Genomic DNA, 20,435 nt, shown 5'->3' with positions numbered 1-20,435 from the left:
GGTGAGTGGTGAAAAGACGTTACTGGGGCGCTGTCGTGCCCGCATCATCGAAGGCGCGCCGCGCCTCATCCGGCAAGGCGTCGGCGATGCGCTGGAATTCGGCGCTGACGGCCGCTTGCAGGGCATCCAGATCCTGTGCGGCGGCGACCGTCGCGCAGGTGGTGATGTCGAGCAGGCAGGTGCGCGCCGTGGCAACCGCTTGCGCGGTGGCCGCGTCGCCACTGGCCATGGCGGCAAAGCCAATGCCGGCCAGCCGGTTGAGGATGGCGTCGCGCGCCTGGCGCACGCCGGCCAGGTAGGGCGTGGCCAGCACGGCAAACGGTGGCGGCGGTGGCGCGGTGATACTCCACTTGCCGCCGGACTGCTTGCGGATGGTCGCGCCAGCGGTGATTGCCTCGCGCAGCATGGCCTCGTCCTCGGGCGCGACCTTGACGCCATCGGCCGGCCAGGTGCCGGCCTGTTCGTAGTCGGCACGCATATCCTCGGGATAAAACCCACGGGTGGTATTGGAATAAAAGATGGTCATGTTATTTCCCGAAAGCGATGTAACGAGTGGCCGGAGTGGAGTCGGACGAGTACGCAGCAAAGCCTGTCCTGGTTGGCTTGCCGGTTCCCAGGCGATTGACGGCGTCGTTGTTGGCGCCGGTGAGGCAGACGCCGAAGCACTCCACAGGGAAGGCGATATCGAATGTAATGAAGCTTCCTGCAGGCGTCGCGGTGGCATCGCCAAAATTGCATGATGAAATTACCTGGCAGTTTTTGGTGGCCGTTACTTCCAACCAACTTTGACGAAAAGTCGGCATTGCGCCCCATTTCGGCGGTTGCATCGATGACTTGCCAGACTTGGCCGCTTGTTGCCATCACGGTGATGAACTGGCCTTGTTTGATGATGATTTTTTTCACGTCGCCAACGTCATAGCCAATGACCACGCCGGCTCCGGACGCAATCGTGCCTGGCGACTGGTTCAGGCCGAAGAGCTTGAAGTACTTGCCCGAATTGGCGGGAATGCCCAGCGAGTCCGGGCTGGGAATGGTGAGGGTCAGACCAGGGGCGGTAAAGTACAGGGCGGCGCCCATGTCGTCCGCTGTCAAGATGCGGTCGGCATTCACGCCAACGTATTTCACCATGCTGCCTTGTGCCTGCTGTACAAACTCGGCGCTGGCCAGCTTGCTCGACGCGCTGAACTTCGGCAGTGTTGCCACTTCTTTTTTACTGTATTGCGAATGCGGATCGGCTGCGGCCTGGTGCTTGGCCAGTTGCTGGTCGCCATAGGCGCGCGCGCTGGTGTCCTGCTGATCGACATAGGCAGTCTTTGCCAGGAGCGGATGCGGGTCTGCCGCAGCCTGATGCTTGGCCAGTTGCTGATCGCCATAGGTGCGGGCGCTGGTGTCCTGCTGATCGACATAGGCGACCTTCGCCAGCAGCGGATGCGGGTCGGCGGCCGCCTGATGCTTGGCCAGTTGCTGGTCGCCATACGCGCGCGCGCTGGCGTCCTGCTGATCGACATAGGCGACCTTCGCCAGCAGCGGGTGCGGATCTGCAGCAGCCTGGTGCTTGGCCAGTTGCTGATCGCCATAGGCACGCGCACTGGTGTCTTGCTGATCGACATAGGCGACCTTCGCCAGCAGCGGGTGCGGGTCAAGAGCCGCCTGATGCTTGGCCAGTTGCTGTTCGCCATAGGCGCGCGCGCTGGCGTCCTGCTGATCGACATAGGCGACCTTGGCCAGCAGCGGATGCGGATCAAGAGCGGCCAGGTGTTTGGCCAGTTGCGCGTCGCTGTAGGCGCGCACGGTGATGTCCTGGTCATCGACATATTTACGGGTGGCCAGGATGATGGACGGATCGATTTTCAGCTCGATGGCAGCCGTGCTGGCGACGATCAGCACGATGCGCACCACTTGCGTGCGCCCGCTGCCCTCGGCCATCAATGGCTTGTAGCTGGGCGGGCAGTTGGCCACCGCGCACAGGTCGCCCGCCTCGTCGTAGATGCCGAGTTCGCGCATCCACCAGCCGCCCACGTTCTCGGGCAGCACTTGTTCGGCAATGATCTGGCTGCTGTTGGCCGGGTCTTTGTCCAATTTGTTCAAGTCGGCGCGGTGCACCTCGCGTAGCAGCGCCTTTTGTCCTCGGTCGGGAACCGGCAGGGTGCCGTTGCCGTCGCCGACGCCCATTTTTTTCAGTTTCAGGGTTTGCCCCAGGGCGATGGCATTGGCCAGCTTGGCCTCGCCCACCTGCGTCAGAATAGCGAAATATGTGCTCATGGATAGATGGTCATGGTGTCGATGGTATGGGATGCGCCGGCCTGCAACAGCGTGCCGCGCACTTCGATGGTTTCCGCAATCCACGGAAAGACGGTCATGACGTCGCCGTGGTAGGCGGCAATGCCGGTGTAAACCGTGCCGCGACTTTCCAGATAAATCGCCAGGCCGGTCATATGGCGGCTGACGGGCTTGGCGTCGGCGATCAGGCGTTCCATTTCCTGAAACATGGCGTCGGTGATGCCCGTGTCCAGCACGCCGACGTCGAGACGGAAGGTGCCCGGCACGCCCGGTGGCGTGGTCTGCCACCATTCGGTGATGCGGATCAAATAGCCCAGGGACTCCACCACGCGGCGCACGGCGGCAATCGTGCCCTTGTGCTTGTGGATGAAATAGGACGCCTTGATGGCGCCGCGCTTGGTCGATTCGGGCCAGGTGTCGTCCCAGCGGTCCACGGAACAGGCCCAGGCCAGGAACGGCAGCAAGTTGACCGGGCAGCGGTCGGCGTTCCACAGCTCGCGCAGCGGCACGGGTACGTTGACCAGCTCGGCGCAGGCCATGGCGATGGCGCGTTCCAGCGCCGTGGTGTTGGGCGGCAGAGTCGGCACAAAGTTATTCATCGCGCACCACGACATTGAGCTTGATGGCCGTGCAGCGGGCGGCCTGGGTGGCGTTCAGTTCGATGTCCGCCGCCGGGCTGGTCAAGACGACCTTGCGCACGCCTTCGACGTGCACGGCGGCGCTGCAGGCGGAACGGTAGATGCTGTGCCCCAGCGGGCGGCGCGGCTGCGATACGCGCACGGCGTTGGCGCGCGCGGCGTCCAGCAGAATCGGCACTTCCGGGCCGACGCCGATATACAAGGTCGCTTCGATCTGGTAGTCGATGACCTGGGCGGCCTGCACGCTCAAGCGGTCGCCCAGGGGGCGCACTTCCTCGGCGTTGAGCGCGCGCGCCACGGTGGCCAGCAGCGCGGCGTCGGCGATGCCTGTGTCGTTGTTGGCCAGCACCGTGACGGTGACGCTGGCCGGCGCGGGGCTGGTGGCGCTCGCGTCCTTGACGCGGCCGTCGGCACTGCGCGCGTGGAATTCGTAGGACGCTTTCGGGCCGGCCACGGACAGGCCATCCGGCGCTTCCTGGATGCGCAGGCGGTAGGCGTCGTTATCTTCCATGACGGCGGCCACGGGCGGCAGGGCGTTGGGATTGGCCGCCGTGATGACCAGGCGCGCCACGTTGACGTTGGCGCCCAGCTGGTCCAGGTCGCCGTCGAGGGCAAACGCCAGCATGACGGCCTTGCCCGCCTCGTTGACGCGGTTGCGCAGGATGGTTTCCTGATATGCGTTCTCTTCCAGCAGCTTGGTGGCCGGTTCCGATTCGAGTTCCAGCAGGGCCGTGACGGCGGCGCGTTCGGCTTCCGGCAGCAGGCTGACCAGGTGCGCCTTGCGGCTCGCCAGGATGGCTTCGAAGTCCAGCACCTCAACCACGCTCGGTGCCGGCAATTGGGTCAGGTCGATGGGCGTGCTCATACAGCGCCGCCTTGCTTGACGGGTACGGCCATGGTGATGGCCTGGCCATTCGCCGTGCCATCGAGCAGCAGCGCGATGGCGCCGTCCGTGTCGCGCGTGAGCTGCACGCTGGCGAGCTGCAAACGCGGCTCCCAGCGGCGCAGGGCAAAGGCGGTGGCGGCGTAGATGCGCAACTGCGTCGCGCTGTTCAGGGGCTGGTCGATCAGCTCGGGCACTTCGGAACCATAGCGGCGGCGCCGGATGCGCGAGCCGATGGGCGTGGTGAGGATGTCGGTGGCGGACTGGCGCAGGTGGCCCAGGCCGGTCAGGCTGCGCCCGGTGGCGGCGTGCATGCCCATCATGATTGCGGCCCGCCCGACTGGTCGCCGCCGCCCTTGACGCCGCCGTGCGCATGCTTGGCCAGGCTGATGGCGCCGGCCAGCACGTCCTCGCTGGCTTTGATCGTCCCTTGCACGGCCATGGCCACGCCGCCAGCGGCGCCGGCCTTGGCGTTCACGCCGCCGTTCAGGGCGGTCGCGCCGTTGACGATCAGGTTTTTCATGACGGTCAGGTCGCCCGTGCAAATGGTGCTGGGCGCGTTTGATGTCACCTTGTCGGCCGTGATGGTGGCGGTGCCGCCGGGCAGCGTCGCCGTCAGGGCGTGGGCAGCATGGTCGTACTGCACCACGGCGCCGTCCGGGTAATGCGTGGTGTGGATGGTGTCGCTGGTTTCGGGCGCGTCAAATTCCTGCGAGTACAGGGCGGGCAAAATGATGCCGCGCGTCAGGTCGCCGCCGGGGGAAAATACCATGACCTGTTCGCCGACCGTGGGCGCCGACCAGGTGCGCGTGCTGCCGGCGCGCCGGGTGGACCATTTCAGCCATTCGGTGGTAAGGGTTGGCCCGAGCCGTACGCGCGCCTTGGCCCCGTTGACCTCGGCGATGGTGCCCAGGCGAATCAGGTTTTGCAGCAAGCGGAGGAGGTCGGACAGGTCGGCGTTCATGCAATGCATGTTGCCGAAGTCCGCGTGCGGATGCACGCGGAGGCGGGTTGATAAGTGGCTTAGTGACTATGGCGGTCCACCAGGCATACACTCATATTTTCCTTTTATGGAGTGATGTGGCTAGCGGTTATTTCCTCCCCACGGCTGTCATTGAAGAGATTGGTACGCATCAAGTAGGAGATTAAGGGCGCCACTATGGAGTGGATCATTTATTAGCCTGCAAATCACGCAGTCGACTATCAAAATATTCATAGAAATCTGTAAGTTCTTTTTTCTGCTCGGGATTTTCTGGTTTCGCTAAAACCGTCAATCTATCCTTGAATCGTACAAGTAGTATTAGGTAGAAATTGACTTCCTTTCCTTGTGATTTTTCTAGATTATGTACGATGTTATCCAGCTCTGCACGGGCTTTTTTAATCTGGGAGGCGAAGTCTCCAGAGAATCCACACATGAGATGATTTCCGATTAATTTCGCTTGGGTGCCGCGTTTTTTGATTTGGTGGGTCGAAGCACATATTTCAATCAACAAGCAACTCATGGAACTACGAATCTTCTCGCTGGAAGTAGTCGGGAAATTATTATCTAATCGACTATATGTCATATTATCAATTAACGCGGCAATTTTTTGCTTAGCCATGTCAACTGGTTTCCAGTTGTGTGCAAATTCGTTCCGAATCTTACGCAAAATCTCAAGATCTTGAAATTGCTCTTTGGTGATTAAGCCAATGGAATAAGCAGCTTTAATGCGAGACGAAAATGTTCCAAGTGGGGCATTGAACCCTTCAACTAGTTGAGTTGTTGCGTCCGAAGGCATTAAGAATGCTTTCAGAAGATCGCCAAGGGCCTCCTCAGCAAATGCGGCTAGCGAAAGGACCAAGCCTCGGTCGTCAAGTTCACGTAGCGAGCTCGTTAATAGATTTATTTCACTATAAACATCGTCTTCAGGTTTAGGACTGTTTGAAGTTTTCGGGTCATTTTTTATCATGGCTACTCAAATTCAACTTCGTGCACGGGACTGGCTGCATCTGAAATTTTTTAGTCGTACGGAAGATTGGAAGCGAGGAAATTATATTTAAAATGCCCCAACGGCAAATGCAATATTAACATTTGTGTTTAGCTCTACAACGTGCTTGAGTACACATAGTGAAGCCTCAACTAATTTAATGTCTCGCTCTCGGTTATCATATTCTGGAGACCAGATTTTGGCTCCGTGAAATAGGTTATTTCTAACTCGTCGAACCATCAGAAGTACCTTCTGCGCATCAGGAAGATTAACGTCGGGAGGGGAGTTATTCCAATCAACACGGCCTTCTCGTAATACCTGTTTTCTTGGTGGTTCGGTTAGAAGATAATGTACAGCATCCATGAATGGCTGAGCGGGGACGCGTCGAAAACTCTCATCTATTGATGTTGCGAACTTGTCCCAGTTTGCTTCGACGGAGACCTCCCCACCTCTGGCAAAATCAGTACTTTTTAACGCGTATTCGCATCTTGCGAATATACCTATGAATTCATATGCCAATTCTTGTGGCAAAGGCATACGTGGAAATGGTCCATTCATCTAATGATCCTAAACTCATAAAAAATATTTTTTCGAAATTATCGTTTTTGGCTAGTGACCGCCTGTATCCTGCGACTCTAACTCATCTGATAACTAATGTCAGTTGAAGTTTGCATTGAAGCATCTTAGTTTTTTTCCATGTGACGCAACAAGGATTCGCGTATCAACGTCCGATCCGGCTCACTCAAGCCCAGTAGCGGCCGCTCCGGGTACTTGTATACCGGCCCTTTCTTGCTCAGGCGGTCTTGCTGGCCAAACTGATGCACATGTGCCACTCGCGCCACCCAGCCAAAGAACCCGGCCTCGATCTGATCGCCGGTTGCCTTTACTTTCAGGTGTTTTGCGGTGCGAATCTTGGCGAACATCGCTGCCTTCTGCCGTTTGATGCGCCCATTCTTTCCCTTCAATTCCTTGCGCCGCTTGCGCGCCGGATAGGCCGCGCCGTCAGGCCCTTGCTGCGCCTTGATGCGCTGCGCCTGGCTGCGGCGCAGGTCGGTGGCCACCTTGTGATTGATGGCGCGGCGCTGGGCGGGCTGCAGCTTGGCCAGCAGGGCGCCCGCCCAGACTTCCAGCGCGTGCAGGTCGCCGCTCATGGCGTGGCCTCGGGCGTGCGCCATTCGGCCAGCAGAGTCTCGCCGTCGTACAGCTTCCAGAACTCGTCTGCATAGGCTGGCATGTGCTGTATCTCGGCCAGGTGCTTGATGTCGAGGCGGCCCGCTTCGCCGGTCTTGACGGCCACGCGCTCGGTCAGGTCCAGCTTGATGGACATATCGACCGTTTCATGATTATTAAAATCGACCTCGAAGGCGATGCCGTGCTTGCGCGTTTCCTCGTTGGTCATCAGGTCGAGCTGGTGGACTTTCAGCCAGGCGATCAGGGCCACCATGATGGCGTCGGCGTCGCCCGCGTAGTCGGTCACGATCAGGTTGAGCTTGAAGCGGTATTCGAAGGACAGCGAGGCGGTGGCCGACGCCACCACGTTGCCCTCGTCGGCAAAGACCAGCAGGCGGTCGGGATCGCGCTGCAGCTGGGGAATCGCGGCGGCCAAGTGCTGGCGCAGGCTATTCGGTTTGTACATGGGAGGTGTCTCGTACTAGGTTGTAGGCGTCGATGCAGGCGTTCAGCTGGCGGGTGGCGTCGTCGCCGTCGCCGGCAATGGCGTCAAGAGCTGCCGCAGTCGCTGGGTCAAGTTCGGCGCGCGCTTGGTGCCGATGGCTTGCGGCAGCGGCGGGATCTGCAGTGGCGGCGCACTGGCCGCTGGCAACGGGGATTGACAGGCGCACAGCGCCGCTGCGCACGTCATCGTTAAAACGGTCACGCTCGGTTTTCGCATGGGTTTGCTCCTGGTTGAGGTGGTCGGCGCGCTGCGCCAGGGCGGCGCCGGCGGCGCGTTCCAGCGTCAGCACGCGGGCGGTGGCCTGGGCCAGCGCGATGGCGGCATTGGTTTTATTGGTGGCGCCCGTCCGCTGCAGTGCGGCGATGCTTGCGTCCTTGCGCCAGCCCTGCGCCGTCCAGCCAGCCAGGGCGCCGCACAGCAGGCAGGCGGCCAGCGGGCGCCAGGTGGTTGCGGTCACATGGCCACCCGTTCCTTGATCCAGCCGAACAGGAAACGGCGCTGGCTCTTGTTGGCTTCGGTGATTTCCAGGTAGCGCGCCGCCTGCAGGCCGTTCAAGGCGCGCAGCAGCACGGTGGCGCCATCCTGGCCGCGCCATTTCAGGAAAGCGGCCAGTGCACCCAGCGACTGCGTGCCCAGGCGGCCGTCGACGAACAGGGCGGGATAGCGGGCGCCCGTGTCATTGAAACCGTTCAGCCAGCGCTGCAGGAACTCGGCCGCGCGGTGCGGCCCCATGTTGACGCCCGTGTCGATCACTTCGGCGCCGATGCCGGCATGCAGGGCCAGCACCTGGTCGAACTGCGGTTTCGTGATGTAGCGGGCTGTGTAGATCGCGCGCGCCACCGCCACGGGCAGATCGCGCATCGCTCCCGCGTAGCCGTTGGCGCGCGCCACGGCGACAGTGATGCCGTAATTGGTTTCGCCGCCTTTGTCTTGCGGGTCGTTCACATAGCCGCCTTCGGCGCGCAAGATGGCGTCGATGACGCGCGCGATCAGTGGATTGTCGGTGGTGGCCATCAATGTTCCTTCGCGTCTTTGACCAGCTCGGCGATGTCCTTGTCGCTGCGGCGCTGGAACCACAGCGCCACGGCGCGCGATACCCACCAGCCGGGCGCGCCGACGATCAGGTCGATGGCTGAGGCGTTGACCATGGCGCCGATGGCCGGGAGCTGGGCGCACAGCAGCTGGTACACGGTGCCGCCCAGCAGGCATGAGAACACGCCAGCGCAGGCCAGGCGGGCGACGAATTCGCCCTTGTTGAAGGTGCCGTCGCTGTTCAGCGGCGGCAGCACGATGTACAGCATGGCGGCGCCGACCATGCCCAGCGCCGCCTTGAAGCCGTACAGTTTGACCAGGGTGGCGAAACCACCAAATGATTCTGCGGACATAGCTTGTTTCTCCATGATGAGGATAAGTGAAGGTTGTTAAAAAAGTCAGTCCCATAGCTGCACAACGTTGGCCACGGTGGCCACGCTGGCTGCAGGTTCCGGCAGGGTGACGACCAGGCCGGCCGGCAGCACGGCGCCGTGGCGCGCCAGCGCGGGATTCATTTCCAGGGTGTGCTCGACGTATCCCGCGCCGTCGCCCAGGTAGCGCCACACCAGGGCGTCCACCGTGTCGTGCTGCTGCGTGCGTACCTGCATCAGATCAGTTCCACGGTCAGGTGCGTGCGGCCGACGATATCGGCGATGGCCCATTGCGCATTGCGCCGCTGCGCGCCGGGCGCCTCGTCCAGCCACTCCATGCTTTTCTTGTCGCTCACGGAGGTGGCCGTGCTGTCGTAATCGCGGTAGCGCTCGATCAGGTCTGCCTTCGCCGTGCTGTAGACGGCGCGCCGGTACTGCGCCAGCAAGCGGGACTCGCGGTTGATGCGCGTGGCCGGCACGTCGACCAGGGCGGCTATGCCCGCTTGCGCATGCGCGGCCTGCCAGTCGGCCAGCTCGCGGTTGACGTGCAGGATGGCATCGACCACGGCTTGCACCAGGCGCGCGTCGGTGACGGTGCCGTCCAGGCGCATGGCGTCACGCATATCGGTGAGCAGGATGTCGGGAAACCAGCCGTCGTTCTCGATGATGCCGGCGGCCGGCGCTGGCGGAGCAGGGGTGGTGCCAGGCTGGTTTGACGGAGGCAGGGCCATGAAGGACATACGGGGCGCTTTCAAAAAGTGGGCGGTGGACGGGGTTCATCAGGTCGATGGTTCGGCCAGAATCCCCCCGTGCCGCCGTGCTGCGGGGGATGCTCTTTACGTGGAACCGGCCGCGCGCTTGAGGCGCCGCTCCAGCCGTTCCATATCTTTCTTGACGCCGCAAGACTCCGACAGGGCGCGCGCACGTTTCAGCTGGGCCATGGCGTTTTCCGCCTGCTGCACCAGTTCCGGGGCGATGTCCGTATCGTCGGCCTGATCGAGCACGGCGATCATGGCGAGGCCAATCGCCTTGTGCAGTTTGGCGCGCGCCTGGTCGGGCGCGTCGCTGGCGGCCGTCAACTGCTCGACGGTGCCCAGCACCTGCGCCGCGTGCTGCGGATCGCTGGCCAGTTTGCCGTGCAAATAGCCCTCGGCGAACTCGTCCAGCATCAGCGTGGCGATGTCGCGGCTGTAAGTCTCGGGCAGGGTGAATTTATGCGCCAGCGCGTATTCGGCCATGACCAGGGCGCGCGCATACTCGCCCGTGTCGATATGCCACACCAATAGCGTGGCGAAGACGTCATCCTGGGCGCCCTTGCCGCCGGCCAGCACACCGTCGATCCACTGCGCATAGTCGGGCAGCAAGGTGGCCTTGACCTCGATCTTGCGTTCCACCGACTGGATGGACTTCAGGCGCCGGCGGTCGTCGGCCAGCTTGTAGAGCATCAGCTCGTAGGCCGTGCCGGTGGTGACGCCTTGCGGCGCGGCGGCGCCGGCCGTGCGCTCGGCCAGCATGCGCGCGCGGTGGCGCAGGGCAGGGGAGATATTCGCCATTACTTGTCTTTCAGCTCGATGTTTTCCACCAGCGCGGCCAGGCCCAGGTCTTCGATCACGTAGGCGTCGTTGGACGACTCGTAGTTCTCGATGCGGTCGCGTTTCGGCACGTCCTCGACGCGGCGGCGGCGTGCGCCTTCCTGGAAGTAGATCGACAGATTGTCGAAACGCGTAATCAGGATCGCGTTATCGGGGAAGAAGGGCACGCGCGCCGCCGGCAAGCCGCCGATGCGTTTCTGGCTGATGATGATGTCCGCCGCCAGGGTTTCCGTGGGCGCCTGCTTGGTGTTGACCAATGGAAAATACTTGTCGTTCAACAGCTTGCGCCCGACGATGGCCACCAGATTGGTGTCTTCCTGATACCACGGGTCCAGCAGGTTGACGGCATCGGTGACGGCCGCGTCGAGGTTGGCATAGTCGGCGCCGTCCACGTCGCCGATGATGACCTTGCCCGGCATGCCGTTGGCGACCAGGCCCAGCACGCGCTCGGGAGCCAGCTCGCGCAGGTGCTGCAGCCAGCCCTTGTTCACGTCCTGCAGCAGAGGATTGGCGTCCAGATCGGTGTCAGCCATGGCTTTCACGCCATTGAAACCGATGACGATGCGGTCGAGCGCTTGGCGCGTGAGGATGGCATTGGCCACGCGCGATTGGAAGTCGGGGAACTTGGCCCAGGCATCCAGCTTGGCATAGTTCAGATGCGTGTCGAAGTTGGTTTGTTCGCAGCGGTATTTGGTGCCGTCCAGGGTGGACAGGTCGCGCGTCTTGCGTTCCTTGTCCTTGGTATTGGTGCGGCCGGCAATCGGGCCGGACACGCCCAGGCCCAGCTTTTCGCCTTCCTGTTCGGTCACGCCGATGATGTTCACTTTTGACAGGAACTCGCTCGATTCCTGCATCTTCGTTTCCAGCTTTTGCTGCACGCTGGGCGTGACGCTGAAGGTTTTGGCCACGTTGTCCGTGTCGTTCAGTTGGCCCAGGCGGGTTTCGTATTGGCCAAAGACCTGGCGCGTTTGCTTTTTCATAAATCAGTGCTCCGTTGTTGATGGGGTGTCGTGGAAGGGCGCGGGCGCTTAAAACTCGGTCTGCACGGCGCCGTCGTTGCCGGTGGCGGCCGGGCGGCGCGGGCCGTTGCCGGGCGCTTCGTCCATCTGCGCCTTGAAGGTGGCCAGCTCGTCCTGCGTCGCTTTCTGCGCTTTTTCCGCGGCATCGAGGCGCTTGATGGCATCGGCATAGTTGTCGTTGACGGTGACGACGTGGCCGGCCAGCGCCTCCACGGCTTCGCTGATGTCGGCGAACTGCGCCGCGTCGGCGCCGGATTTGTTCGAAAAGCGCGACAGCAGGTTTTTCACGGCGTCGGCCAGCTTGGTGCCCTGCGGCTCGTCAAATTCCAGCGTCACCTCGACGGCGGAGGTGAACAGGTTGGCGCTTTGCTGCTTGCGGCCGGCGGAGAATTTCAGCGCTTCGGTGCCCAGGCTGGCCGGGCTGTCGGTGACGCCCAGGCCGACCAGGTAGGGCTGCGACGAGTCGGCAAAGTCGGGCTGGATTTCCAGGCTGGTGTACAGCTTCTGTTTCGCTTTGTTGATGGCGACCAGCTCCGGCGTGGGTTCGATCTGCGCGAACAGGGCCAGTTTCTTGCCGCTGTCGGTGTCCACTTCCTCGGTCTTGACGGCGATCACGTCGCCGTAGGCCTTGAACTGGCTGTCGGGCAGGATGCCCCGGATATGTTCCAGCCAGATGCGCGCGCCGTAGGTCTTCGGGTTGTAGCTGGCGGCGATCTGCTCGATGGTGGCGCGGTCGATGTTGCGGCCGTCCGTGGTGGCGCCTTCGGTGGCGACGCGGAAGAATTGGGATTTAGGCATGGTGGCGTGTCTCGGTTGATCGGATAACGCCATGGTCAACGTCTTGGCGCTGCGATTCAATGCGCTGCGGGTTGCTATGGGCAATAGCGACTTTTGCCTTTCCCCGCTCCGCGCGCGCGCGGCCTACGCTGGCGGCATGCTGACAATCGAGAAAACAAGCGAACAAACGGCCGACGAGAAAATCGCGGAACTGGCCGTGCCCGAGTCCGAGCCACGCCGCGCCGCGCGCGCCCTGTACTGGAAGGGCTGGCGCATTTCGTCCATCGCCCGCCACTTGGGAATCAAGCGCAGCACCATCAACAGCTGGAAGCTGCGCGACGAATGGGACAAGGCCCAGGCCATCGAGCACGTCGAGGCGTCGGCCGAGCTGCGCCTGGTCAAACTGATCGAAAAAGAGGTCAAGAGCGGCAGCGACTACAAGGAAATCGATTTACTCGCGCGCACCATCGTGCAGATGGCGCGCGTGCGCCGCTATGAGCAGCCGGGCGGCAACGAGGTCGATCTCAACCCCAAGCTGGCGAACCGCAATGCCGGCCCGAAGAAGAAGCCGACGCGCAACGATTTCAGCGAAGAACAGAAAATCCAGCTGCTCGACGCCTTCCAGGATTCGCTGTTCGATTACCAGAAAGTTTGGTATCGCAACGGCGACCAGCGCACGCGCGCCATCCTCAAGTCCCGCCAGATCGGCGCCACCTGGTATTTCGCCCGCGAGGCGCTGGCCGATGCTATGGAGACGGGCCGCAACCAGATTTTCCTGTCCGCGTCGAAGTCGCAGGCGCACGTCTTCAAGCAATACATCGTGCAATTTGCGCGCGAAGCGGCCGGCATCGAGCTGACGGGCGATCCCATCGTGCTGCCGAACGGCGCGCATCTGTACTTCCTGGGCACCAATGCGCGCACGGCGCAGGGCTACCACGGCAATTTTTACTTCGATGAATTCTTTTGGACGCAGAACTTCCAGGAACTCAACAAAGTGGCCTCAGGCATGGCCATCCACAAGAAGTGGCGCAAGACCTATTTCTCGACGCCATCGTCGACCACGCACCAGGCCTATCCGTTCTGGACGGGCGAGCTGTTCAACAAGCGCCGCGCCAAGGCCGACCAGGTGAATATCGACGTGAGCCATGGCCGCCTGTCGTCGGGCTTTACGGGCGAGGACAAGATCTGGCGCCAGATCGTCACCATCCTGGACGCCGAGCGCGGCGGCTGCAACCTGTTCGATATCGACGAGCTGCGCAACTTCGAATACAGCCCCGACCAGTTTGACAACCTGCTGATGTGCAACTTTATTGACGACTCGGCCTCGGTCTTCCCGCTGGCCGAGCTGCAGCGCTGCATGGTCGATTCCTGGGTCGAATGGGACGACTACAAGCCCTTGCTGGGCCTGCGCCCGTTTGGCAACCGGCCCGTGTGGATCGGCTACGACCCGGCCTTGAATGGCGACAGCGCCGGCTGCGTCGTGCTGGCGCCGCCGATGACAGCCGGCGGCAAGTTCCGCATCCTGGAGCGCCACCAGTGGCGCGGGCAGAGCTTTGAAGACCACGCCGACGCCATCCGTCAGATGACCCAACGCTACAACGTCGAATACATCGGCATCGATACCACGGGCATGGGCATCGGCGTGCTGCCCATTGTCCGCGGCTTCTTCCCGGCCGTCACGCCGCTGAACTATTCGCCCGAAGTCAAAACCCGCATGGTGCTGAAAGCCAAAAACATCATCAGCAAGGGCCGGCTGGAGTTCGACGCCGGCTGGACCGACATCGCGCAATCGTTCATGGCCATCCACAAGACCCTCACCCCAAGCGGGCGGCACGTGACCTATGTCGCCGGCCGCAGCGATGAAACCGGCCACGCCGACCTGGCGTGGGCCTGCATGCACGCCCTCGACCACGAGCCTTTCGAAGGCACCACCGACAACCACCAATCTTTCATGGAGATTTATTCTTGAGCAAAGCACGACACTTGCGCGCGCGCGGCCAGCAGGCCGGGAGCGCGCCATCAACAGCGGCCACGGCCACGGCCACGGCGCCGGCCGCCGCCGGCATCGAGGCGTTTTCCTTCGGCGACCCGACGCCCGTGCTCGAGCACGCCGATATTCTCGACTGCTTCGAATGCTGGAAGAACGGCCACTGGTATGAGCCGCCCGTCAACCTGGCCGGCCTGGCCAAGTCCTTCAATGCCGGCGTGCACCATAGCAGCGCGATTCACTTCAAGGCCAACGTGCTGGCGTCTACCCTGATCCCCAGCAAGTATTTGTCGCGCGACGCCTTCAAACGCATGGCACTGGACTTCCTGACATTCGGCAATGCCTACCTGGAAGATCGGCCCAGCCGCAGCGGCAAGGCGCTGGCGTACCAGCATGCCCTGGCCAAGTACATGCGGCGCGGCGTCGATTTGGACACGTATTTCTTCGTGAACGGCTACCAGGCTGTGCACCAGTTCGACAAGGGCCGCGTGTTCCACCTGATGGAACCGGACGTGAATCAGGAGCTGTACGGCGTGCCGCAGTACTTGAGCGCCCTGCAATCGGCCTGGCTCAACGAGGCGGCCACCTTGTTCCGCCGCAAGTACTACAAGAACGGTTCGCACGCCGGCTTCGTCTTCTACATGACGGACGCTGCGGCGAATACCCAGGACGTGGACAACCTGCGCCAGGCCATGCGCGACAGCAAGGGGCCGGGCAACTTCCGCAACCTGTTCATGTACGCGCCGAACGGCAAGAAGGATGGCATCCAGATCCTGCCCGTGTCGGACGTGGCCGCCAAGGACGAATTTTTCAACATCAAGAGCGTGACGCGCGACGACCAGCTGGCCGCGCACCGCGTGCCGCCCCAGCTGATGGGTATCCTGCCGAACAATGCCGGCGGCTTCGGCGCCGTCGAACCGGCCGCGCGCGTCTTCGCGCGTAACGAGCTGGTGCCGCTGCAGGCGCAGTTCGAAGCGATCAACGAGTGGGCCGGCGTGGAAGTGGTGCGCTTCGCCCCGTATGACCTGGCCACGGGCGGGGAGGGCGCGGCATGAGCGATCACATCGACAACACCGACAAGATCATCTTCGCCGAGGTGGCGCGCGGCCTGGCTGCTGTACGGTGCCGGCCCGCCCTGGTGGCGCATGGCTGCTGCCACTACTGCGACGAGGCGCTGGCGCCCGCGCTGCTGTTCTGCAATGTGGACTGCCGCGATGACTACGAGAAAGAGCAGGTGGCCAAGGCGCGCGCCGGCCGCGCAGGATGACCACCACGCAGCGATAGCTGGCAGGGCCGGGCCGTGGCAGCCCAGGCGCGCCAGCGCACCCCAGCCACCGCACAAGCCGCCTACGAGGCGGCTTTTTTACGTCCTAATGAATGAAATTGCCATGGAGGCAAGAAAAATCCCCATTTCGGCCCGGCGCGCGCAGTTGTCCCCCCTCCACACCTGCCCGCTATATAGGGGGCTTTTGACTCAAATTTGCGCCATGGCCGAAGGCGCATGAGGACTGGCGCGGCGGGGCGAAGAGGGGGCATGCGATTTGACGCATTTTGACGCACTTTGAGCGGTTTTTCGTACGGTTGGTGCAATGGCGTGGGAAGGACGGCTTTCGTGCCATGGTGGGGAATGCAGCGTACCTCTGTTGTATGCCAACACCATGGAGCTAAATTGCTGCGTGAATGAAAAACGATTTGACCTTGTTTCGATTTTCCACGACCAGGGCTGCCAAACGGGCTATCGCAATAATGCATACCACGCTGCCAACTGCTATGAGGGGGCAAAGTAAAACTGATCTTTGCATCCAAGGTTGAACAATGCCAAAAAGAAACAGAAGGATAGGCATGTGGATGATGTAAAGGGTATAGGAATATGGAGCTGCCGAACGAAATATGGTCGTGAATTTGGCACTGCCGACCAGAATGAGGGCAAGAATGGCTGAAAAGCATAAGCCGGTAGCGATATTGTAGAGAACAAGAAAATGCCACGCAGTGCGGGCGTCTTCAACAGTCAGCGTCTTTGTCGCAAAGAAAATTGCGGGGAAAAGGAACACGGTGGCTGCCAGCCACAAATATTTGGCCGGCGGAAGGACGGACCGATTGTGCAAGATGGATATTAGGTAACCGGCCCACCAGACCGGCAGGTAGTAGTAAAACTGATCATTGTTCCATCCGACATAAAGCAATGCCGCTACTGCGGGGATCGAAGCCAGTTTCCACCAGCGTTTTGGCCAGGCGACAATTGCGGCCAGCAGGTAGTACCAGACCTCGATAGACAGGCTCCATAAAGCGCCGTTCGAATTTGGCGTATCGGTAAAGAAACCGTTCACCGCAACGGCAGCCCCAAGAAGCTGCATTGGCTCATAGGTGAATTCTTGGCGCGCAAGCGCATGACCGGGCATAGACAGAAATGCGCGGGAGCCGCTCGCGAAGACGAAGGGGGCAATCTGATATAGTAAAATCAACAATGCGATAGATAGCAGGAGCGGTGGCCAGATTCTTATAATGCGATCACCAAGATATTTTTTTAGTGAGAGCGCACCGCCGTTTTTTGCAATATTGCTGCTGATGGATTTCCCGATCAAAAAGCCGCTGAGAACAAAGAAAATCATTACTGAACTTTGAGCCAACAACCCAAGCCATGGCGATAACCTCTCGTAAAACGGGGCTAACAAGACCTGATTGGCATGTCCGATCACGACTGAAATTGCTGCAAGACCGCGTATGGAATCAAGCTGCGAGGAAATATTTTCGGTTATTTTGGGGAGTCTTGCGACGACGGGGGACATTACCTTTTGCTCCATTGCGACTATCTGCCGGTCCGCGATACTACTACAGTCGCGGTTTTTTGCCTTAGGTATGTCCGAGGTAAGAAGTACTCAAACATTTCAATTTTTGCTTGAATTTTAGTTGGTGCCGCCTTGGCGCGCGCATTTCATGAGCAAAAAAAAGGCTGTCATTTTGTTGTCATTCCTAGGCTGAAACAGCCCAAAAACAACCCAAATAATGACAGCCTTCTTCTTGCTAACTACTTGATTCTAAACAATTCAGTGGTGGAGACGGCGGGAATCGAACCCGCGTCCGCAAGCACTCCACAGACAGTTCTACATACTTAGCACTATCATTTAATTTAACTCAGCCAGCACGGATGTGCACGTTATGGGCAAGCGAGTTACCTATTATTTAGTCGGACGCTAAGTAACCCAGCATACGACGAGTCCCTGTAAATGACTCTAGAGCTTTTGACGGCCCACCCCAGGGACGAGGTGTTCTAGAGCTAACAGCGATTAAGCTGCCAGTGCGTACGAGTTATCGTTTGCAGTTAAGTTTTTTCAGGTTGTATTTACGAGGTAGCCCGCCCTCGGTATGCCCTGCGCTGCTTTGCAACCCACGTCGAAACCAGGTCGTCCCCACAGAACCTTCATTGTAGCGCAATCTGACCACTCTTGCATGGTGCATTCGCTTGCTGGTGTGCCAGATCAAGCGCAGGCCGATTTATGCCGCCAATTGCCGGGCCTGCGCCGCCTTCACCACAGTACTCACCAGCTCGAGCAGCGCCTGCGGCGTGTCCAGCAAATGATCGGCGTTCCAGTGTTGCGGTTCGACGGGGCCGCAGTAGCCCCAGGCGCAGGCCACCGTGCGCATGCCGGCGGCGCGGCCGGCCTGGATGTCGCGCAGGTCGTCGCCCACGTACCAGCAGTCTTCCGGTGCCAGGTTCAGGCGGCGCGCCGCTTCCAGCAGGGGGGCGGGGTGCGGTTTCGGGTGGGGCATGGTATCGCCCGAGATCACGCAGCCGGCCGCGCCCAGGCCGATCTGGCCCACCAGCGGGTCGGTGAAGCGGGCGGCCTTGTTGGTGACCACGCCCCAGGCCAGGCCCAGGGCGCTCAAGCCGTCGAGCATGGCGGGGATGCCGTCGAATAAACGGCTTTCCACGGCCAGGGCCGCTTCGTAATTGTTCAGGAAGCCGTCTTTCAGGGCTTCATAGCCGCTTTCGCCGGGTTGGACGCCGTACGACGCGCCGATCATGCCGCGCGCGCCGGCCGAGGCGGTGGGGCGCAGGATGTCATACGGGGTCGGCGCCAGGCCGGCGCGCGCGCGCAGCAGGTTGATGGCCGCTGCCAGGTCGGGCGCGGTGTCGGCCAGGGTGCCGTCGAGGTCGAACAGGATGGCGCGCGGGGCTGGCAGAGGGTCTGTGATCATGGCGGGCGAAGTGTGTCAAGTAAGAATGAAAAATGGCGGCCGCAGCCGCCTGGTATTGTGCGTGATGGTTACAACGGCCGGGTGCAGGCCACCAAATAATTGACGCTGGTATCGCTATTAAGTGAGTAAATCTTGGTCAGCGGATTGTAGCCCATGCCGCGCATGCTGTTGACGTCCAGGCCGGCGCTGCGCACGTATTGCGACAGCTCGGCCGGGGTGATGAATTTGTCGTAGTCGTGCGTGCCTTTCGGCAGCAGGCGCAGCAGGTACTCGGCACCGAGGATGGCGAACAGGTACGCTTTCGGGTTGCGGTTCAGGGTCGACAGGAAGACGTGGCCGCCCGGTTTCACCAGCGTGGCGCAAGCCTTGACGATGGCGGCGGGATCCGGCACGTGTTCGAGCATTTCCATGCAGGTCACGACGTCGTACTGGCCCGGCTCTTCCTCGGCCATGGCTTCGGCGGCGATCAGCTTGTAGCGTACCTTGGCGCCCGATTCCAGGCTGTGCAGGTCGGCCACTTTCAGGGCCTTGTCGGACAGGTCGATGCCCGTCACGTCGGCGCCCTTGCGGGCCATCGATTCGGCCAGGATGCCGCCGCCGCAGCCGATGTCGATCACGCGCTTGCCGGCCAGCGGCACTTTCGCGTTGATCCATTCCAGGCGCAGGGGGTTAATTTCGTGCAGGGGACGAAACTCGGAAGTGGGGTCCCACCAGCGGTGGGCCAGCTCACTGAATTTTTGGATTTCGAGAGGGTCGGCGTTCATAGGTCGAATAATAGCGGCAATTTTACAATTGGGCAGCCACGGACGAAAAAAAACCCCGCCATGGCGGGGTTTTTCATGCGGTCCTTGACTTGCGCGATGTCTTGCGGCAAGTCCAGGGGCTCAGCTATTACTTGTTGCGGGTACCAACAACTTCGATTTCCACGCGACGGTTTTTCGCACGGCCTTCGGCAGTTTTGTTGTCAGCAACAGGTTGTTTTTCGCCTTTGCCTTCGGTGTACACGCGGTTGCTTTCAACGCCTTTGGAAACCAGGTAGGCTTTGACAGCATCAGCACGACGTACCGACAGTTTTTGGTTGTAAGCATCGGTGCCGACGGAGTCGGTGTGACCCACAGCGATGATGACTTCCAGGTTGATGCCGCCCAGTTGTGCGGACAGCTCGTCCAGCTTGGCTTTGCCTTCTGGCTTCAGCGTAGCTTTGTCGAAATCGAAGAAGGCATCAGCAGCGAAGCTGACTTTTTCCGAGGTAGGAGCAACGACGACTGGTACTGGTACGACAACGACTGGTGCCGGTGCTGGTACGACTGGTGCTGGAGGAGCCACGCATTTGCCGTCTTGCAGGGTTTCTGGCTCTACGCACAGTGGCACGTCGCAACCTGGCACTGCGTCAGCAGGTGTCCAGTAGCCGGTACGCCAGCACAGACCGAATGGGTCACGCACGATGACGCCGCGGGCATCTTGCACGTAAGCGCTTTTTGGGCTTGGTGCTTTGATGTCAGTGGTAACTGGCGCGAATGGTGGGGAGGTTGGGGTTTGGGCCGAAGCCGAGCCAGCAATCACTGCGGATGCAGCGAAAAACAGCGTTACAAATTTATTCATTCTTTTTTCCTTTCGGGGGGTGATATCCGCAGAACAACACTGCGCTACTGGTGCTACGTGCCAAGATTTTATCATGTAGACCATATGCGCTCGTTTCAGATTGCGAAACTAGCAATTAACTTCTCAGTCATTTTGCCACACGCATCAGGGGCGCACGACCGTGGTTAAATCAAAGCTTACCCGATTTTAGACCGCACGTTGTTTTTGCGCAACGAAAATGCCCATTTGTAACGCATCTGTAACAATTGATCGGTTTTTTTGCCTCTTTTAAGGGCAGGCGTCTTGAACTGGTATTGCCATTGTGCATTATCGACAGGCCGGCGTGCACGCTCCCGGTGCAAACTGGCAATATTGCCGGTCTGGCCAATTTGTACAGGTAACAGGGCGCGCATGCTAAAATCGTGCGCTTGACTGT

General features: G+C 60.7%; 26 protein-coding genes and 1 other RNA gene. 3 read left to right on the top strand and 24 right to left on the bottom strand.

Annotated features, from left to right (window positions below; genetic code table 11):
- Window positions 1-19: 19 nt before the first annotated feature.
- From IGS61_RS04530 to IGS61_RS04445, 18 genes are all read right to left on the bottom strand, one after another.
- Complete coding sequence (locus IGS61_RS04530; protein ID WP_230538520.1) at window positions 20-526, bottom strand: hypothetical protein; 507 nt, start codon at window positions 524-526, stop codon at window positions 20-22.
- Window positions 523-2,262 carry a phage tail protein gene (locus IGS61_RS04525; RefSeq protein ID WP_230538519.1) on the bottom strand — a complete coding sequence of 580 codons (1,740 nt, stop codon included), beginning with the start codon at window positions 2,260-2,262 and terminating at the stop codon, window positions 523-525. The genes IGS61_RS04530 and IGS61_RS04525 overlap by 4 nt, the downstream gene beginning before the upstream one ends.
- Complete coding sequence (locus IGS61_RS04520; protein ID WP_230538518.1) at window positions 2,259-2,879, bottom strand: phage tail protein I; 621 nt, start codon at window positions 2,877-2,879, stop codon at window positions 2,259-2,261. The genes IGS61_RS04525 and IGS61_RS04520 overlap by 4 nt, the downstream gene beginning before the upstream one ends.
- Window positions 2,872-3,783 carry a baseplate assembly protein gene (locus IGS61_RS04515; protein ID WP_230538517.1) on the bottom strand — a complete coding sequence of 304 codons (912 nt, stop codon included), beginning with the start codon at window positions 3,781-3,783 and terminating at the stop codon, window positions 2,872-2,874. Before IGS61_RS04515 ends, IGS61_RS04520 begins: the two co-directional genes overlap by 8 nt.
- Complete coding sequence (locus IGS61_RS04510) at window positions 3,780-4,124, bottom strand: GPW/gp25 family protein (RefSeq protein ID WP_230538516.1); 345 nt, start codon at window positions 4,122-4,124, stop codon at window positions 3,780-3,782. The genes IGS61_RS04515 and IGS61_RS04510 overlap by 4 nt, the downstream gene beginning before the upstream one ends.
- Entirely contained in the window at window positions 4,121-4,765 is a 645-nt protein-coding gene (locus IGS61_RS04505) for a phage baseplate assembly protein V (protein ID WP_230538515.1), read from the bottom strand. The genes IGS61_RS04510 and IGS61_RS04505 overlap by 4 nt, the downstream gene beginning before the upstream one ends.
- A 205-nt stretch (window positions 4,766-4,970) precedes the next feature.
- Entirely contained in the window at window positions 4,971-5,750 is a 780-nt protein-coding gene (locus IGS61_RS04500) for an MltR family transcriptional regulator (protein ID WP_230538514.1), read from the bottom strand.
- Between the two features lie 87 nt (window positions 5,751-5,837).
- Entirely contained in the window at window positions 5,838-6,326 is a 489-nt protein-coding gene (locus IGS61_RS04495) for a hypothetical protein (protein WP_230538513.1), read from the bottom strand.
- A gap of 125 nt (window positions 6,327-6,451) precedes the next feature.
- Entirely contained in the window at window positions 6,452-6,919 is a 468-nt protein-coding gene (locus tag IGS61_RS04490) for a phage virion morphogenesis protein (RefSeq protein WP_230538512.1), read from the bottom strand.
- Window positions 6,916-7,404, bottom strand: a complete 489-nt coding sequence (locus tag IGS61_RS04485; RefSeq protein WP_230538511.1) for a phage tail protein — start codon at window positions 7,402-7,404, stop codon at window positions 6,916-6,918. The genes IGS61_RS04490 and IGS61_RS04485 overlap by 4 nt, the downstream gene beginning before the upstream one ends.
- Window positions 7,388-7,900 carry a lysis system i-spanin subunit Rz gene (locus IGS61_RS04480; protein ID WP_230538510.1) on the bottom strand — a complete coding sequence of 171 codons (513 nt, stop codon included), beginning with the start codon at window positions 7,898-7,900 and terminating at the stop codon, window positions 7,388-7,390. Before IGS61_RS04480 ends, IGS61_RS04485 begins: the two co-directional genes overlap by 17 nt.
- On the bottom strand, window positions 7,897-8,457 hold the full coding sequence (locus IGS61_RS04475) for a glycoside hydrolase family 108 protein (protein WP_230538509.1): 561 nt from the start codon (window positions 8,455-8,457) through the stop codon (window positions 7,897-7,899). The genes IGS61_RS04480 and IGS61_RS04475 overlap by 4 nt, the downstream gene beginning before the upstream one ends.
- Window positions 8,457-8,828 (bottom strand): hypothetical protein, encoded by a 372-nt coding sequence (locus tag IGS61_RS04470; RefSeq protein WP_035820867.1) that lies wholly within the window; start codon window positions 8,826-8,828, stop codon window positions 8,457-8,459. The genes IGS61_RS04475 and IGS61_RS04470 overlap by 1 nt, the downstream gene beginning before the upstream one ends.
- Before the next feature lie 45 nt (window positions 8,829-8,873).
- Window positions 8,874-9,083 (bottom strand): tail protein X, encoded by a 210-nt coding sequence (locus IGS61_RS04465; protein WP_230538508.1) that lies wholly within the window; start codon window positions 9,081-9,083, stop codon window positions 8,874-8,876.
- A complete protein-coding gene (locus IGS61_RS04460) occupies window positions 9,083-9,586 on the bottom strand; it encodes a head completion/stabilization protein (RefSeq protein WP_442908023.1) in 504 nt (167 codons plus the stop codon). The genes IGS61_RS04465 and IGS61_RS04460 overlap by 1 nt, the downstream gene beginning before the upstream one ends.
- A gap of 96 nt (window positions 9,587-9,682) precedes the next feature.
- On the bottom strand, window positions 9,683-10,399 hold the full coding sequence (gene gpM, locus IGS61_RS04455) for a phage terminase small subunit (RefSeq protein ID WP_230538507.1): 717 nt from the start codon (window positions 10,397-10,399) through the stop codon (window positions 9,683-9,685).
- Window positions 10,399-11,418 (bottom strand): phage major capsid protein, P2 family, encoded by a 1,020-nt coding sequence (locus tag IGS61_RS04450; RefSeq protein WP_230538506.1) that lies wholly within the window; start codon window positions 11,416-11,418, stop codon window positions 10,399-10,401. Before IGS61_RS04450 ends, gpM begins: the two co-directional genes overlap by 1 nt.
- A gap of 48 nt (window positions 11,419-11,466) precedes the next feature.
- On the bottom strand, window positions 11,467-12,255 hold the full coding sequence (locus IGS61_RS04445; RefSeq protein ID WP_230538505.1) for a GPO family capsid scaffolding protein: 789 nt from the start codon (window positions 12,253-12,255) through the stop codon (window positions 11,467-11,469).
- A gap of 136 nt (window positions 12,256-12,391) precedes the next feature.
- Here IGS61_RS04445 and IGS61_RS04440 point away from each other — a divergent pair, with 136 nt between their 5' ends.
- Genes IGS61_RS04440 through IGS61_RS04430 form a run of 3 tightly spaced genes read left to right on the top strand, consistent with a single transcriptional unit; the run spans window position 12,392 to window position 15,488 of the window.
- Window positions 12,392-14,203 carry a terminase ATPase subunit family protein gene (locus IGS61_RS04440; protein WP_230538504.1) on the top strand — a complete coding sequence of 604 codons (1,812 nt, stop codon included), beginning with the start codon at window positions 12,392-12,394 and terminating at the stop codon, window positions 14,201-14,203.
- Window positions 14,204-14,217: 14 nt separating this feature from the next.
- Window positions 14,218-15,276, top strand: a complete 1,059-nt coding sequence (locus IGS61_RS04435; protein WP_230538822.1) for a phage portal protein — start codon at window positions 14,218-14,220, stop codon at window positions 15,274-15,276.
- Window positions 15,273-15,488, top strand: coding sequence for a hypothetical protein (locus IGS61_RS04430; protein WP_230538503.1), 216 nt, complete (start codon window positions 15,273-15,275; stop codon window positions 15,486-15,488). The genes IGS61_RS04435 and IGS61_RS04430 overlap by 4 nt, the downstream gene beginning before the upstream one ends.
- Window positions 15,489-15,885: 397 nt before the next feature.
- Here the strand turns inward: IGS61_RS04430 and IGS61_RS04425 are convergent, their stop codons facing one another.
- The 6 genes from IGS61_RS04425 to IGS61_RS04400 form a co-directional block, all read right to left on the bottom strand.
- Complete coding sequence (locus IGS61_RS04425) at window positions 15,886-17,007, bottom strand: acyltransferase family protein (protein ID WP_230538502.1); 1,122 nt, start codon at window positions 17,005-17,007, stop codon at window positions 15,886-15,888.
- A gap of 262 nt (window positions 17,008-17,269) precedes the next feature.
- Window positions 17,270-17,630: a transfer-messenger RNA gene (gene ssrA / locus IGS61_RS04420) on the bottom strand.
- An 83-nt stretch (window positions 17,631-17,713) separates the two neighbouring features.
- Entirely contained in the window at window positions 17,714-18,418 is a 705-nt protein-coding gene (locus tag IGS61_RS04415) for an HAD family hydrolase (RefSeq protein ID WP_230538501.1), read from the bottom strand.
- Window positions 18,419-18,486: 68 nt separating this feature from the next.
- Window positions 18,487-19,182 (bottom strand): bifunctional 2-polyprenyl-6-hydroxyphenol methylase/3-demethylubiquinol 3-O-methyltransferase UbiG, encoded by a 696-nt coding sequence (ubiG, locus tag IGS61_RS04410; RefSeq protein WP_230538500.1) that lies wholly within the window; start codon window positions 19,180-19,182, stop codon window positions 18,487-18,489.
- 127 nt (window positions 19,183-19,309) lie between these two features.
- Entirely contained in the window at window positions 19,310-20,020 is a 711-nt protein-coding gene (gene ompA, locus IGS61_RS04405; RefSeq protein WP_071078971.1) for an outer membrane protein OmpA, read from the bottom strand.
- Window positions 20,021-20,196: 176 nt separating this feature from the next.
- Window positions 20,197-20,412, bottom strand: coding sequence for a hypothetical protein (locus tag IGS61_RS04400; protein ID WP_230538499.1), 216 nt, complete (start codon window positions 20,410-20,412; stop codon window positions 20,197-20,199).
- Between the last annotated feature and the right edge of the window lie 23 nt (window positions 20,413-20,435).

The sequence above is a fragment of the Janthinobacterium sp. FW305-129 genome (assembly GCF_020858115.1).
Classification (GTDB): Bacteria; Pseudomonadota; Gammaproteobacteria; order Burkholderiales; family Burkholderiaceae_D; genus Janthinobacterium.
Note: the sequence above shows the minus strand (reverse complement) of the source record. Positions and strands in the feature narration are given on the sequence as shown.